Source organism: Desulfohalovibrio reitneri (assembly GCF_000711295.1).
Lineage (GTDB): Bacteria > Desulfobacterota > Desulfovibrionia > Desulfovibrionales > Desulfovibrionaceae > Desulfohalovibrio > Desulfohalovibrio reitneri.
The window spans coordinates 277,416-290,770 of record NZ_JOMJ01000004.1 but is presented as its reverse complement, the minus strand read 5'-3'; the positions used below and the strand labels follow the sequence as shown (position 1 = coordinate 290,770).

12 protein-coding genes are annotated in these 13,355 nt (G+C 64.3%); 2 read left to right on the top strand and 10 right to left on the bottom strand.

Going from position 1 to position 13,355, the window contains the following annotated elements; all coding sequences use genetic code 11:
* Positions 1-38 precede the first annotated feature (38 nt).
* Complete coding sequence (locus N911_RS0113885; protein ID WP_035105564.1) at positions 39-1,190, top strand: PAS domain-containing sensor histidine kinase; 1,152 nt, start codon at positions 39-41, stop codon at positions 1,188-1,190.
* A complete protein-coding gene (locus N911_RS0113880) occupies positions 1,183-1,533 on the top strand; it encodes a hypothetical protein (protein ID WP_029898173.1) in 351 nt (116 codons plus the stop codon). Before N911_RS0113885 ends, N911_RS0113880 begins: the two co-directional genes overlap by 8 nt.
* Before the next feature lie 608 nt (positions 1,534-2,141).
* Here the strand turns inward: N911_RS0113880 and N911_RS0113875 are convergent.
* The 10 genes from N911_RS0113875 to N911_RS0113830 form a co-directional block, all read right to left on the bottom strand.
* Positions 2,142-2,702: a type I restriction enzyme HsdR N-terminal domain-containing protein gene (locus N911_RS0113875; protein ID WP_029898171.1), complete on the bottom strand. Its 561-nt coding sequence runs from the start codon at positions 2,700-2,702 to the stop codon at positions 2,142-2,144.
* Between the two features lie 77 nt (positions 2,703-2,779).
* The gene (locus N911_RS0113870) at positions 2,780-3,202 is read right to left on the bottom strand and encodes a hypothetical protein (RefSeq protein WP_029898170.1); all 423 of its coding nucleotides are present in this window, start codon (positions 3,200-3,202) and stop codon (positions 2,780-2,782) included.
* On the bottom strand, positions 3,199-3,810 hold the full coding sequence (locus N911_RS0113865; protein WP_029898167.1) for a hypothetical protein: 612 nt from the start codon (positions 3,808-3,810) through the stop codon (positions 3,199-3,201). The genes N911_RS0113870 and N911_RS0113865 overlap by 4 nt, the downstream gene beginning before the upstream one ends.
* Positions 3,811-3,889: 79 nt before the next feature.
* On the bottom strand, positions 3,890-5,578 hold the full coding sequence (locus tag N911_RS0113860) for a sulfite exporter TauE/SafE family protein (protein ID WP_202593881.1): 1,689 nt from the start codon (positions 5,576-5,578) through the stop codon (positions 3,890-3,892).
* A gap of 309 nt (positions 5,579-5,887) precedes the next feature.
* A complete protein-coding gene (locus tag N911_RS0113855) occupies positions 5,888-6,388 on the bottom strand; it encodes a 4Fe-4S dicluster domain-containing protein (protein WP_029898163.1) in 501 nt (166 codons plus the stop codon).
* Positions 6,389-6,790: 402 nt separating this feature from the next.
* On the bottom strand, positions 6,791-8,212 hold the full coding sequence (locus N911_RS0113850) for an NADH-quinone oxidoreductase subunit N (protein WP_029898161.1): 1,422 nt from the start codon (positions 8,210-8,212) through the stop codon (positions 6,791-6,793).
* A 16-nt stretch (positions 8,213-8,228) separates the two neighbouring features.
* Complete coding sequence (locus tag N911_RS0113845; RefSeq protein WP_029898159.1) at positions 8,229-9,797, bottom strand: complex I subunit 4 family protein; 1,569 nt, start codon at positions 9,795-9,797, stop codon at positions 8,229-8,231.
* A 19-nt stretch (positions 9,798-9,816) separates the two neighbouring features.
* A complete protein-coding gene (locus N911_RS0113840; protein ID WP_029898158.1) occupies positions 9,817-11,607 on the bottom strand; it encodes a Na(+)/H(+) antiporter subunit D in 1,791 nt (596 codons plus the stop codon).
* Positions 11,591-11,854, bottom strand: coding sequence for a hypothetical protein (locus N911_RS0113835; RefSeq protein WP_029898157.1), 264 nt, complete (start codon positions 11,852-11,854; stop codon positions 11,591-11,593). Before N911_RS0113835 ends, N911_RS0113840 begins: the two co-directional genes overlap by 17 nt.
* 13 nt (positions 11,855-11,867) lie before the next feature.
* Complete coding sequence (locus tag N911_RS0113830; RefSeq protein WP_029898156.1) at positions 11,868-13,352, bottom strand: monovalent cation/H+ antiporter subunit D family protein; 1,485 nt, start codon at positions 13,350-13,352, stop codon at positions 11,868-11,870.
* Between the last annotated feature and the right edge of the window lie 3 nt (positions 13,353-13,355).

Below are 13,355 nucleotides of genomic sequence, written 5' to 3'. Positions count from 1 at the left end.
AGTCCATACTGTCCGCTCCCACATACCGGAGTCCACGCATGACCACCACCCCTGAAACCGCCTTCCTGCCGCCCGAACGCTTGGGCGAGGCTGAAATCCAACGGCAAGCCCGCGTCGTGGGGGAGACCGAGTTGCGGTTGATCCTCGATTCCCTGCCCAACATCATCTTCATCCTCAACGCATACCGCCAGATAGTCTTTGCCAACAAGGCGTTCGAGAAGGCTCTTGGTCCGGAGGGTGTGCGGAAGCTGCTCGGCTCGCGGCCGGGCGAGGTGCTGGGCTGCCCCCGCAGCAAGGAGACCCCCGGGGGCTGCGGCACGGCCGAGGCCTGTCGCCACTGCGGTGCGGCCCAGGCTATCATGGAGGGGTTGTCCGGCCGGGAATGCACCCGCGAATGCCGCCTGACCCGGAGCGAGGGGGACGACATGGAGGCCATGGACCTGCTTGTCACCACCAAGCCCCTGGAGGTGGCCGACGAGATCTACACCCTGTTCCATGTGCAGGACATCTCCGGAGAGAAGCGCCGCCGCGCCCTGGAGCGGGTATTCTTCCACGACATCCTCAATTCCGCTTCGGGAATCCGGGGGCTCATCCAGATGCTGCGCGAGGACGCACCGCCCAACCTTGGCGAGGACGCCCGCCTGCTGTCCGACTACTTCGAGCAAATGGTGGAGGAGATCCTGGCCCAAAAGGACCTGCTGGCCGCGGAGCAAAGGGAATTGCAGATCAACCCGCATGACGTGGACCCCGGCACCCTGCTTTCCGGCGTGGCCAGGATTTACAACCGCTCCGACCTGGCGGCGGGCAAGGAGCTTCTGGTGGAAAACGGCTGCCCCGACCCCATCCGCACCGATTCGGTACTGCTCAAGCGGGTGGTGGAGAACATGATCAAGAACGCCCTGGAGGCGGAGTATGAGGGCGCGACCGTGACCGCCTCGTGCGACGTGACGGACGAGGGCCGGGTGCGCTTTGAAGTGCGCAATCCAACGGCCATTCCCGAGGACGACCAGTTGCTCATCTTCCAGCGCTCCTTCTCCACCAAGGGTGGCGGACGGGGCCTGGGAACCTACGGCATGAAACTGCTGGGCGAAAAATACCTGGGCGGCAGGGTCTTCTTCACCTCCACGGAGGAGGACGGCACCCGCTTTGCCATCGACCTGCCCAGGCGAATGGAGGAGAGCCATGTCTGACGTAAAAGACCTGCTGACCGACACGGCCAGGGAAATCCGCGACCTGGAAGCCGACGCTGGAAAGCTGGCGGCCGTGGGCGACCTGCAAGGCCACCGCCAAGCACTGCGAAAGAAAGCCGAGTTGCTGACCTCCCTGCCCTCGAGGCTGGACGGCCTGGTGGAAAAACTGCCCGCTCCGGAACGTCAGCGCGTGCGCGAGGCGGTGGTGTCCATGGCCAAACGCGGCAAGGCCGCCCTGGACGTGGACAGCCCCTTCTTCATGCGCCAGCTCCTCTACGCCGACGACCAGACCGACCACGAACCCAACGAACTGGAAACCCTGGCCGCCAAACTGCAGGCCTGAAAGCGGGCGGAACAACTCCGCCCGACGACCAGCGAGATTTCCCCCCTTCCTCATGGGGATAGCCACTTTCTTCCCCCCGAGCGCGCGCAGACCCCCTGCCAGGGCAGTTACCACGTTAACTCCACCCAAAGACATGCCTTCTTTCTCCCGGGCGCGTGCAAGCGCTCCCCCAGGGCTTCGCGCTAGCGCCCCTGCTTGCGCAGTTCTTTCTCCCGGGCGCGCGCAAGCGCCCACTCCCAGTAACATCCCCCTGGAGATGGAAAACTCCCGCCTACTCCCAGGTGCGCACAAGCGTCCACCCAGGGCGTCGCGCCAGCAGCCCTGCTTGCGCAGTTCTTTCTCCCGGGCGCGCGCAAGCGCCCCACTCCCCATTACATCTCCCCGGAGATGGAATCCTCCCGCCCACTCCCATGCGCGCGCAAGCGCCCACCCCCTCTTCGCGATGTCCGTCCCCCTGGACGGACGAGCCCCGCGCACTGACGCGTGAATCAGGCCGTCGAGGTCGTTCCCTGGCGAGGCGCAAGGAGGGCGCAGGGGCGGGACAGTACCCCCGTACGGCCCGCCCCTGCGCCCTCCGAAGCAACGAAGCCAGGGGGCGACCTCGACGGTCACCGACCAGGCAGAGGGCAGCAGGTGGATTCGCAGCAAGAGGAGAGCATTTCGGAGTAGGCGTAGAGAATTCGGCGCTCGCGCTGGGCGCGGTCTTCGGAGAGCGGGGAGGTGTCCCGGCCCTGGGCCAGAGCGGGCAGGTCCTCCCAGCGAGGGAGGGCGTCCATGCCGGTGCCGAGTTCCTTCCCGTCCGGCACGCTGAGGAGCACGGCGTCCATGGTGTCGGTGGCAAGGGCCAAGGGGACGGGACCGTCGGGCAGAAGGCGGGCCGAGGCCAGGGTCTCGCGGGTGTAGGTGCCGGGGATGCCGGAACAGAAAAGCACGGCCAGGAGGGGACGGCCGGACTCGTCCTCGACCACCAGGTCCACCACCCGGCAGAAATTCCCGCCGTCAATCTCGAAGGAGACTCCCACCTTGGGGCGCAGGCGGTCCTTGGGATAGCCGCGCTCCTCCACCATGAGCTTGGCAAGTGCCTGGCGCATCTCCTCGTAGGTGGTGTTGGGTGTCTCCTCACCGGTGAGGTAATCGCGAATGGAGCCGCCCAGGGATGTCTCGTGCATGAACCCTCCGTTTCCGACGCTCGGCCGGTCATGGGGAGAGGATGAACAGGACGGGGGGCGGGGTCAAGCGGGAATGGTCAGCCGATTTCCTCGAACCGCTGGCGCAGGCGCAGCCCGGCGAAGGAGGCGGCCAAACCGCCTATGACCAGGGTGGACAGGTCGAACAGGCCGGGCGAGGCGTAGGGAAAGCGGTCGGCGGCGTTGTCCAGGCCGAGGTAGGCGGCAAGGCCGACAAGCGCTCCCAGCAGCAGGGCCTGAAGCATGGCCCCGCGGGTGACGCCGGTCTTGCGTTTTTGCCCGAAGCTGTACCCGGCGGCACAGGCGGCCACCAGCGCGCCCACATACATGCCGGCCACGGCGTGCTGCGCCAGGAAAAGCAGCAGCAGGAAGCCGAAGGCGGCCAAGCCGAGCGCGCCCGAGGTGCAGCCGTAGAGGAAGGCCGGGAAGTTGGGGGCCTTGTGCTCGAGCCAGGCCCAGATGCCGTCGGCGTGCGGGTTCACGCTTCGCTCCCCTGCCCACCGGCGGAGGGCGCGGCCACGGAGCCGGTGCGAGCGCGGCGGAGGCGGCGGTACAGGGCTGGCGTGGCGGCAATGGCCACGTACCAGCCGATGACGGTAAAGACGAAGAAAGGTAGCCCGGCCATGGGGACCTCGCCCCCGAACCAGGGCAACATGAAGAGTTCCTCCCGTCCGAAGCGCGCGGCCATGACCTGCGGCCGGAAGGCCTCGTTGACGTAGGCGGCCATGCACAGAACGGGCAGATAGCTGGTCAGCAGGTTGTTCAGGAACCCTTCAAGGAAAAAGTCGTAGTAGAGCCGATTGAGCTTGGACTTGTCGATGTCGCGGGCCAGCATTTCAGCCTTGTCCCGGTCCTCGGAACTGGCCAAAGCCTTCTGGCGGACGTCGAACCAGTACTCGAACTCGGCCTTGAGGCGGTGGTACCGCCTGGTGCGGTAACGGGAGAAGAGCTTGGCCGCGAGCACGGTGCCCAGGGCCAGGAGGGCCACGGTGGCGGTCGGTCCCAGGAAGAGCAGCGGTGCGGTGAGGGCGTCCAGGCCCTCTTTCGCCAGGCCCACCAGGGCCACTATCCGCATCCAGAGCCAGTCCATCGTATCTCCCGGTTTGAATGAAGGGGGAGGGGCGACCCCCTCCCCCCAGTTTGTTCAGACGGTGTTGCCTATCAAGCCGCTAGATCCAGACCTCGATCTTGAAGAAGCGGAAGAACAGGAAGAACAGCACGATGGCCAGGATCCACTTGAGCTGCTTCTCGGAGAAGAGCCGCTGCAGCCTGGAGCCCAGCATGCCGCCCACGAAACCACCGATGATGATGGCGATGGCGATCCACAGGTCGGGCAGATAGCCGTTCATGAGGTAGCCGATGAAGGCGCCGATGGAGGAGAAGCAGGTTCCCACCAGGCCAACGGGCACGGCCACGTACATGGGCAGGGCGCCGACCATGGTCATGATGGGCACCAGCAGGAAGCCGCCGCCGATGCCGAAGGAGCGGGCGATGATGCCGATGCCCACGCCGATGAGGCCGAACAGGAGCGGGTTGATGGAGAATTCCTCGCCCCAGAACTTGAAGGTGTACTTGGTGAGGCCCTTGGAGACCGGCTCGATGGAGCCCATCTCGGCGGCGCGGCCCTCGGCCTTGGCCTTCTTCACCTCTTCGTTGAACTTCTTCATCATGGCCTTGATGTTCTGCCGCTTCTCCATGACAGCCGGAGTCAGCTCATAGAGGGTGCGGATGCCCATGATGACGACCAGCACGGCCAGCCATTCCTTGTAGGAGGCCAGGGGCAGCACGGCGGTGGCGTACTTGCCCAGCCAGATGGAGCCGATGAGGATGCCCACGCCGAAGGAGATGCCAACGGGCCAGGCCACGCGGCGCTCCTTGATGGCGAAGCGGTAGAAGGCGCCCAGGGGCGAGAACAGGGTCAGGGCAACGTTGGAGGGGCGCAGCACGTTGGCCGCGTTGATGCCCACGGGGCCCATGGTGTTGACCACCATGACCTGATAGGCGGCCATGAGCATGCCGCCGGCGGCGCCGATGAGGGTGAAGAAGGCACCCACGGCGATGGCGCCGATGATGATCCAGATGGGGTTCATGTAACGGCCGCCGAGGTCGAGCCAGAAGCCGTTGCCCTCGATGGTGTAGCCGCCGACTTCCTGGCCGTTGACGTAGACCACGAACTCGGTGTCGGGCGGGGTGTGGCGGAAGGAGTCGAAGGAGGCGGTGAACTCGCCGGTCTCCTTGTTCAACTCGATGGTGGTGCCCTCGTTCCAGTAGTTGGGGTACTCGGCGTGGTCGGCGATGACGGAGCGGGCGAAGATGGTCACCTTGCCCACGCGGGTGAGCTCCTTGGTGACCGTGTTGATGCCGTAGCTGTTCTCGTGGTTGTAGACGAAGAACTTCCACTCGTCCTCGGAGTCGATGGGACCGAGGTAGGGCTTCACGTCAGCCGGCAGTTCTCCCCACTTCTTGAGGTTGAACATGGTGGTGGAGTAGATGCCGGTCATGAAGGAGGGGCCACCGTACTTCTTGGGCTGGGTGGAGCCGAAGGCGGTGGGGTTGGTGGTGAGCATGTAGTAAAGGTGCGGCACGGACGTGGACATGGAGAAGCCGAACTTCTGGGCGTCCTTCTGGAAGGAAGTCTTTTCGTTGACGCCCGTGGTGTCCTGTGGAGCGAACTCGTTCTTGGTGGCGATGGCCACGTAGAGGTCCTGACCAGGGTCGATCTGGCCGGATACGGTGACAACGTCGCCGGCCTTGTAGTCATTGGCGCCGATCATGGCTTCCACCGCGCCCATGGCGGGAGCGGCCAAGCACAGGCTCAGGGCCAGCGCCAGGAAGGCCAACATCTTCTTTTTCATCATCGCGGTTCCTCCGTCATCAGTAAAAGTTGCGGACGGCGGGGATTTTCTCCTGAAATGTCCGGCCCGGTTTTCCGCCGGGGGCCGCGCCGCCCTGTCTGCATGCACCCGGGACCACCGTCCCGAGCGCTCCAGTACCCTCGCCCACGAATAGGTCGTCAGGCTCTCCCCGTGTCAGCCGGCCGGTGCGCGCGATATCACGCGCCGGGGAAATGCCCGGCCGGCAAGTCTCCGTCCTGCACTCTCCATTGCATACCCTCCTTCTCCAAACATGGTTCCTCTCCAGGGGACCCTCCCCGGAAGCCGCCACCGTTAGGTGAGAAACTTTTCCCTGGCGTAGTTTTTCCGCACCCGGTCGGAGTCGCGGTTGGGGCGTAGGAACTCCAGCGCGTGGGCGGTGCAGGCTGTTACGCAGGCGGGGTCGAGCCCCTCGTCCACCCGATCCATGCAGTAGTCGCACTTGATGACCGTGCCGGTGGATTCCTGCCACTGGGGGACTTCCCAAGGGCAGGCCATGATGCAGGCCTTACAGCCCACGCACAGTTCCTGGTCTACATAGACGATGCCGTCGGACTCGCGCCGGATCATTGCCCCGGTGGGACAGGCGGAGACGCACCACGGCTTCTCGCAGTGGAAACAGGGCATGAACTGGTTGAGATAGGTGGGCTTGCCGCCCTTCTTGACCGGCCCCTTGGAGGCCAGCAGGCCCAACTTGGCTCCTTCGGGCACACGGTTCTTCAGCTTACAGTGGACCTCGCAGGCCTTGCAGCTGATGCAGCGCTTCTTGTTGGTCTTGATCATGTACGTGCTCATGACGGACTCCTTTTCAACGGTCCTCTTCCGAAATCTCCCTTTGGAGACACGTTTTCGTAACAGACACGGGAAAGTACGGGGAAGCAAAAAGAGAGGAAAGTGAAAAAGGAGACATTGCGGAAGAGAAGAATTTTGCACTTGTGACGATATTCACGGAATATTACCTCCCTGTCTTTTTCACACTACAGCAATCTGAATGGATATCGTGCTACATTCATTCAACTTCTCAATAAAACCTCCACCAGTCGTGATTTTCTTGTGAAATCATTCCCACATCAACACAACTGACGAGGCTGATTGTTCACATTGGCGCATTGTTTTTCTCCCATCAGCGCGGTGAAAAAAAACGCCCCTTCCGGCGTTGCGGAAGGGGCGTATTCTCCTCATACCCTGTCATCCTCCTCAGGGTAGCAACCATCGCCCGGCTTCCAGGGCCATGTCGAACACCGGAGCCGGCATGGCGCCGAGCAGCAGCACGGCCGCGGCCAGCAAGCCGCCGAAGGCAACCGATCCCGCTCCCACAGCCGGGCTGGTCCGTCCCTCCGCCTCGAAGGTGTACGCGTGGCGGACCATGTTCAGGTAGTAGTAGATGGATATGGCCGTGTTCACCGCGGCCACGATGACCAGCCAGTTGTAGCCGTGGGCCCAGGCCCCGGACAGCAGGAAGAGCTTGCCAGTGAACCCGGCGGTGGGCGGCAGGCCCACCAGGGCGAAGGCGGCCACCAGCAGGATGAGCGCCAACCCCGGAGCCCGTTTGTACAGGCCGTTGAGATCGTCCAGGCTCAGGTTGCGTCCGTCATCGGCCAACCGGCACACAACCCAGAAGCAGGTCAGGTTCATGAGGATGTAGGCCAGGGAGTAAAAGGCGGCCGCGGCCAAGCCCTCGGCCGTGCCCGTGACCAGGCCCAGGGTGATGTACCCGGCGTGGGCCACCGAGGAGTAGCCCAGAATTCGCTTGATGTCGCGCTGGGCCAGGGCCGCGAGGTTGCCGAAGGTCATGGACAGCGCGCCCAGGGCGGCCAGGGCCGTGGTGATCTCCAGTCCGGGCTCCAGCAGCGCGGCCAGCCGCACCAGGATGACCACCGCGCCCAGCTTGGGCAGCGTAGCCACGAAGGCGGCCGTTTCGTTGGAGGCGCCGTCGTAGACGTCCGGGCACCAGAAGTGAAACGGGAACAGGGCCAGCTTGTAGAAGAAGCCCGCAAGGAACAGGACCAGCCCCAGGGCGGCCAGGGGTTCGGCCGCGAAGCTCCAGGACTTGGTGGCCAGTTCCGCGATGTAGGTCGTGTGCTGGGAGGCCAGGATGTACGAGAATCCGTACAGGGAGACGGCCGTGGCCGCCGCGCCGAACAGGATGTACTTGATGCCCGCCTCGGCCGCTCCCTTGGAGCGGGCACGCAGGGGCACAATGGCAAAGAGGCTGTAGGAGGAAATCTCCAGGGCGATGAAGGCTGTGATGAGCTCCACCGAGGAGGCCAGCAGCATGAGCCCCCAGGCGGACAGGGCAAGGAAAAGGAAGTAGTCCGGGCCATGCCTGGGCCGCAGGGTGGGCTGCCGCACGGCGTTGACCGCGGCGATGAAGAAGCCGATGGAGACGGCCAGCTTGAAGAACTGGGAGATGCCGTCCACCCGGTAGGAGCCATAGAACATGGTCGCGCCGCCCCCCAGGGAGACCAGGGAGACCAGCACCCCGACCAGAGCGGCCGCGCCTATCCAGGCCACCGGCTTGTGGTCCTTGGGCGCTGGGGCCAGGGTCTGCACGAACAGCCCCAGAACCACCAGGAGCTGGTAGAGTTCGGGGGCGATCAGCGTTGCGTCGAGATTCACGTCGCGTCTCCTTTGGCTAGAAAACCTTCTCGACCCGGCTCAGGGCGGCCTCGACAACCGTGGGAACCTCGCGCTCCCCCTCCTCCGCCAAATATCCCGCGGGCTGGCTCTTCTGCTTGTATCCGGCCAGCAGGTTCTCGATGGCCGGGTCGATGATGCGCAGGGCGAACCCCGGGGCCAGGCCGATGTAGATGGTCAGCACGGCCAGGGGCAGCAGGTAGGTCACTTCGCGCGGGGAGAGGTCCCGCCAGCCCTTGCCCTTGGGCGACGGCTCCTGGCCGATGGGGGCGTAGGTCATGCGCTGGGTGAGCCGCAGCATGTAGGCCGCGCCCAGCATGGCGCCTGGAATGACGATGAGGCCGATGACCCAGTCCGAGGTGAAGGCCCCGATAAGCACCAGCGCCTCGCCCACGAAGCTGTTCAGTCCGGGGAAGCCCAGGGAGGACAGGGCGAAGAGACCGAAGAAGCCCATGAAGGCGGGCAGGAACTTGCCCATGCCCTGGTTGTCCTCGATCTCCCGGGAATGGGAGCGCTCGTAGATGGCTCCGATCATCATAAAGAGCGCGCCCGTGACCAGCCCGTGGTTGAGCATGATCATCAGCGCGCCCTCGATGCCGCGCAGGTTGAACATGAAGATGCCCAGGGTGCAGAAGCCCATGTGGGCCACCGAGGAGTAAGCGATGAGCTTCTTCACGTCGGTCTGCCCCAGGCAGATAATCCCGCCGTAGAGGATGCCCGCCACGGACAGGGCGATGAATAGCGGCGTGAAGTAATCCATGCCCATGGGGGTGAGGGTCATGCAGAAGCGCAGGAAGCCGTAGGCCCCCATTTTGATGAGCACCGAGGCCAGCACCACCGATCCGGCCGAGGGCGCCTCCACGTGGGCCGCGGGCAGCCAGGTGTGGAAGGGGAACATGGGCACCTTGATGGCGAAGGCCAGGGCCATGGCCAGGAAAGCCCAGAACTGGAAGCGGAAGGAGTACTCGCCCTGCATCAACTCCGGGATGGAGAAGGTGCCCTGGGACTGGAAGAAGGCCACCATGGCCACCAGCAGCAGGGTGGAGCCCGCCAGGGTGTAGAGGAAGAACTTGATGGAGGCGTAGCGCCGCCTGGGACCGCCCCAGACCGCGATCATGAGGTACATGGGGACCAGCATGGCCTCCCAGAAGATGTAGAAGAGCACGAAGTCCAGGGCCAGGAAGACCCCGATGCAGGCCGTGGTCATGAGCAGCAGGCAGATGTGGAATTCCTTGGCCCGCTGTTTAACGTAGGTCCAGGAGCAGAGGACGCAGAGCGGCAGGATGAGGATGGTCAACAGCACCATCAGATAGGAGATGCCGTCCACGCCAAGGTAGTAGGAAAGCCCCAGCGAGGGCACCCACTGGTACTGCTCCACGAACTGAAAGCCCACGTCCGAGGGCACGAAGTGCATCAGCAGGGGGATGGCCAGCATGATCTCCACCACCGAGGCGCACAGGGTGATGAAGCGCGCCGCCCCGTCGTGGCGCACGAACAAGAGCACCAGGGCGGCCAGCAAGGGGAAGAAGATGATGCTGGAAAGGACCGGGTAGCCGACTTCGGTCATGCTTGGCTGCTCCCTTTGGTTAGCTCACGGCCCATATGAAGGCCAGGACGACCAGGGCGAAGGCGATGGCCATGGCCAGATAGTCGCCCAGCTTGCCGGTTTGCGTTTTGGCCGTGCGGCCTCCAACGTTGCGCGTGGTGTAGGCCACCCCGTCGACGACGCCATCGATGGCCCGCCAGTCGAAGGCCGAGGTCAGCCAGCCGAAGAACAGCAGAACCCGCAGTCCCACCACGCGGTAGACCGTGGTCCAGATGGAATCCGCCCAGGCCACGGGCCGCGACACCAGGAAGAGGAAGGCGCGGCCGGCCAGGATGTAGAGCAGTTCGAAGTCCACGTTGCGCTGCACGTGCGGCTTCATGGTCTTGCGCATGAGGTAGAAGACAAGGCCGGTGAAGCCAAGCAGCAGGCTGGTCTGCAGCACGTGCCAGGCGGTCCAGGGGTGGTACTCGTGCACGGCTTCCTGGAAGGGAAGCAGGGCGTAGAGCATCTGGGGGTACAGGCCCTGGGCCGTGCAGAGCAGCGCGGCAATCCCCATGGCCAGGTACATGTTCACCGGGATTGGCCTGGGCTTGATGGGGTTGTCCCGTTTGCCGCCCCAGAAGGCGAAGTACGGCAGCTTGATGCCCACCGAGAGGAAGGTGCCCACGGCCGCGACCTCCAGCCCGATGCCGATGAGGGTCTGGTGGTCCTCGAAGGCCCCGGCGATGGTCATGGTCTTGGAGATGAAGCCGTTGAAGATGGGCATGCCTGAGATGGAAAGCCCGGCCACCACATAGAGGATCATGACCAGGGGCAGCTTGCCCACCATGCCGCCTAGGTCGGTCAGACGCCCCGTGCCGGTGGCGTAGATGACCGCGCCCACGCTCATGAAGAGCAGGCCTTTGTAAAGGATGTGCGCGTAGGCGTGGGCCGTGGCGCCGTTCAGCGCCATGGCCGTGCCGATGCCGATGCCCGCCACCATGTACCCCACCTGGGACATGATGTGGTAGGAGAGAATCCTCCGTCCCTGGTTCTCCATGGTAGCGTAGAAAACGCCGTAGAGAGCCATGCCCACGCCCATCCAGGCCAGGAAGTCCCAGCCCGCGAAGCCGCGCGCCAGGGTGTAGACGGCCGTCTTGGTGGTGAAGGCGGACATGAAGACCGCGCCGGTGATGGTGGCCTCGGGGTAGGCGTCCGGAAGCCAGGCGTGCAGGCCGATGAAGGCCGCGTTGACGCCGAAGCCCAGCAGGATGAGCCAGTCGTAGTAGTGGGCGGTGGAGGGATCGATGGGCACGAAGTCGAAGGTGCCCAGCGCCTTGTAGCGCAGCAGCATGCCGCCCAGAAGCAGCAGCCCGCCCAGGGAGTGGATCAGGAAGTACCGGAAACCGGCTCCCCCGGCCCGATTGTTCTCGCGGGCGTTGTACCAGATGAGCATGGTGGAGGCGACGCTCATCAGCTCCCAGAAGGCGAACAGGGTCAGGTAGTCGCCCGCAAAGACGCAGCCGAAGCCGCCCGCCACGTAGAGCGAAGAGAATACGTGCTGGCGCTTCTGCTTGAGATGGAAGGAGTAGATGAAGCCGATGAACGCCTGGATGGCGAATACGTTGGCAAAGACCAGGGAAAGGGCGTCAACCCGCCCCAGGCTGAGATCGAAGCCCATCCACTCCAGCCCGCCGTAGTTGCCCGGAGACATGGTGAACACTGAGATGATGGCCAGAATCGCGGGCACGGGCAACAGCCAGCGCCACCATCTGCCGCAGAAGAACGGCAGGGCCGCGGCCAGGGCGATGAAACCCGCCGCCGGATGGTAGAACTCAAGCGTCTGGGTCATAGAAATCCTCGGGCACTTTGACCAGATTGGCGATGATGCGCTTGATGACGAAGGCCATCAGCCCGGCGAAAACCAGGGCGAACGCGGCCCAGAAGCCAGCGTACTTTTCCAGGGAGACATGGGGATGGTGGGGGTGGATGAAGAAGTTCAGCACCACCAGCAGGACCAGCACCAGGAAGAAGAGCCATTTGAAGGCCGCGGATCTGTCCCGAAGCCCGGAGAAGAATCGGCCAAGTCGCTGAAGCATCGCTCCCCTCCTCCTAGAAGTTGCCGAAGGCCTTGATGAAGTTCAGGAAAAGCTCGGGATACAGCCCGAGGAACACCGACATGGCCGCCGTGAGCAGCACCGGCACCACCATGGTCAGCCCGGGCTCGGAGAACTCCTCCAGATCGACGCCCTCGGCCGCCGGCCGGAAGAAGGCGCGGTAGACGATGGGGCCGAAGTAGGAGGCGTTGAGCAGCGTGGAGGCCAGAAGCGCCACCACCAGAATGACCTGCTTGGCCTGGATGGCCCCGTTGACCAGATACCACTTGGTGACGAACCCGCAGACGAAGGGCACGCCGATCATGGACATGGACGCCACGGCGAAGGCCCCGAAGGTCAGGGGCATGCGCCAGCCCATGCCGCCCATGAGACTGATCTTCTTGGTGTGGGCGGCCACGTAGATGGCGCCCGCGCACATGAAGAGGGTGATCTTGGAGAAGGCGTGGTTGGCGATGTGCAGCACCCCGCCCTGCACCGCCATGGGGGTCAGCATGCACACGCCGATGACGATGTAGGACAGTTGCGACACCGTGGAATAGGCCAGCCGCGCCTTGAGGTCGTCCTTGGTCAGGGCGATGACCGAGGCCGCCACGATGGTCAAGGCGGCCAGGAAGGCGGTGGGGATGCCCAGGTTCAGCGCCTCCATGGTCTCCAGGCCGAAGCCGGAGAGAATGATGCGGGAGACGCAGAAGACGCCCGCCTTGACCACCGCCACCGCGTGCAGCAGGGCGGAGACCGGCGTGGGCGCAACCATGGCCGAGGGCAGCCAGTTGTGGAAGGGCATGATGGCCGCCTTGGCCAGCCCGGCGATGTAGAGGATGTAGGTGATGGTCACCAGCACCGGCTGCTGCTCGTAGGGGAAGGCCATGCCCGTGACCACGTCGCCCAGGTGGAAGTCCAGGGTGCCGCACAGCACGTAGGTCAGCACCATGGCCGGCAGCAGGAACAGCTTGGAGGTGCCCATGAGGTAGACCAGGTACTTGCGCGCGCCGTGATAGGCCTCGTGGTCCTGGTGGTGGGCGACCAGCGGATAGGTGAAGACGGTGATGACCTCGTAGAAGAGGTACAGGGTGAAGATGTTCTTGGAGAAGGCCACGCCCACGGCGCCGAAGATGGCCACCGCGAAGCAGAAGTAGTAGCGAGTCTGGGCGTGTTCCTTGAGCCCGCGCATGTAGCCGATGTTGTAGCTCGTCACCAGCATCCACAAGAAGGTGGCGATGAGGGCGAACACCAGCGACAGCCCGTCCACGCAAAAGGAGATGTGGATGCCGGGCAGGAGGGTGAATAGCTCGTAGGCCCAGACGCGGCCGCTCAGCACGGCCGGGGCCATGGAGAGCACGGTCACGAAGGCCGAGGCCGCGGCCACGAAGGAGATGGCCTCGCGCTTGTCCGGGGAGTGCCGGTTCCAGTAGATGAAGAAGGGGGCCAGCAGGGTGATGATGATGGGCGCCAGGACCCGCGTGGACTCGTACAGTTCCATGCC

What these genes read in the sequence shown, in the direction of transcription:
- N911_RS0113885 (WP_035105564.1), top strand. Translation starts at nt 39, where the DNA reads ATGACCACCACCCCTGAAACCGCCTTCCTGCCGCCCGAACGCTTGGGC.
- N911_RS0113880 (WP_029898173.1), top strand. Translation starts at nt 1,183, where the DNA reads ATGTCTGACGTAAAAGACCTGCTGACCGACACGGCCAGGGAAATCCGC.
- N911_RS0113875 (WP_029898171.1), bottom strand. Translation starts at nt 2,702, where the DNA reads ATGCACGAGACATCCCTGGGCGGCTCCATTCGCGATTACCTCACCGGT.
- N911_RS0113865 (WP_029898167.1), bottom strand. Translation starts at nt 3,810, where the DNA reads ATGGACTGGCTCTGGATGCGGATAGTGGCCCTGGTGGGCCTGGCGAAA.
- N911_RS0113860 (WP_202593881.1), bottom strand. Translation starts at nt 5,578, where the DNA reads ATGATGAAAAAGAAGATGTTGGCCTTCCTGGCGCTGGCCCTGAGCCTG.
- N911_RS0113855 (WP_029898163.1), bottom strand. Translation starts at nt 6,388, where the DNA reads ATGAGCACGTACATGATCAAGACCAACAAGAAGCGCTGCATCAGCTGC.
- N911_RS0113845 (WP_029898159.1), bottom strand. Translation starts at nt 9,797, where the DNA reads ATGACCGAAGTCGGCTACCCGGTCCTTTCCAGCATCATCTTCTTCCCC.
- N911_RS0113840 (WP_029898158.1), bottom strand. Translation starts at nt 11,607, where the DNA reads ATGACCCAGACGCTTGAGTTCTACCATCCGGCGGCGGGTTTCATCGCC.
- N911_RS0113835 (WP_029898157.1), bottom strand. Translation starts at nt 11,854, where the DNA reads ATGCTTCAGCGACTTGGCCGATTCTTCTCCGGGCTTCGGGACAGATCC.
- N911_RS0113830 (WP_029898156.1), bottom strand. Translation starts at nt 13,352, where the DNA reads ATGGAACTGTACGAGTCCACGCGGGTCCTGGCGCCCATCATCATCACC.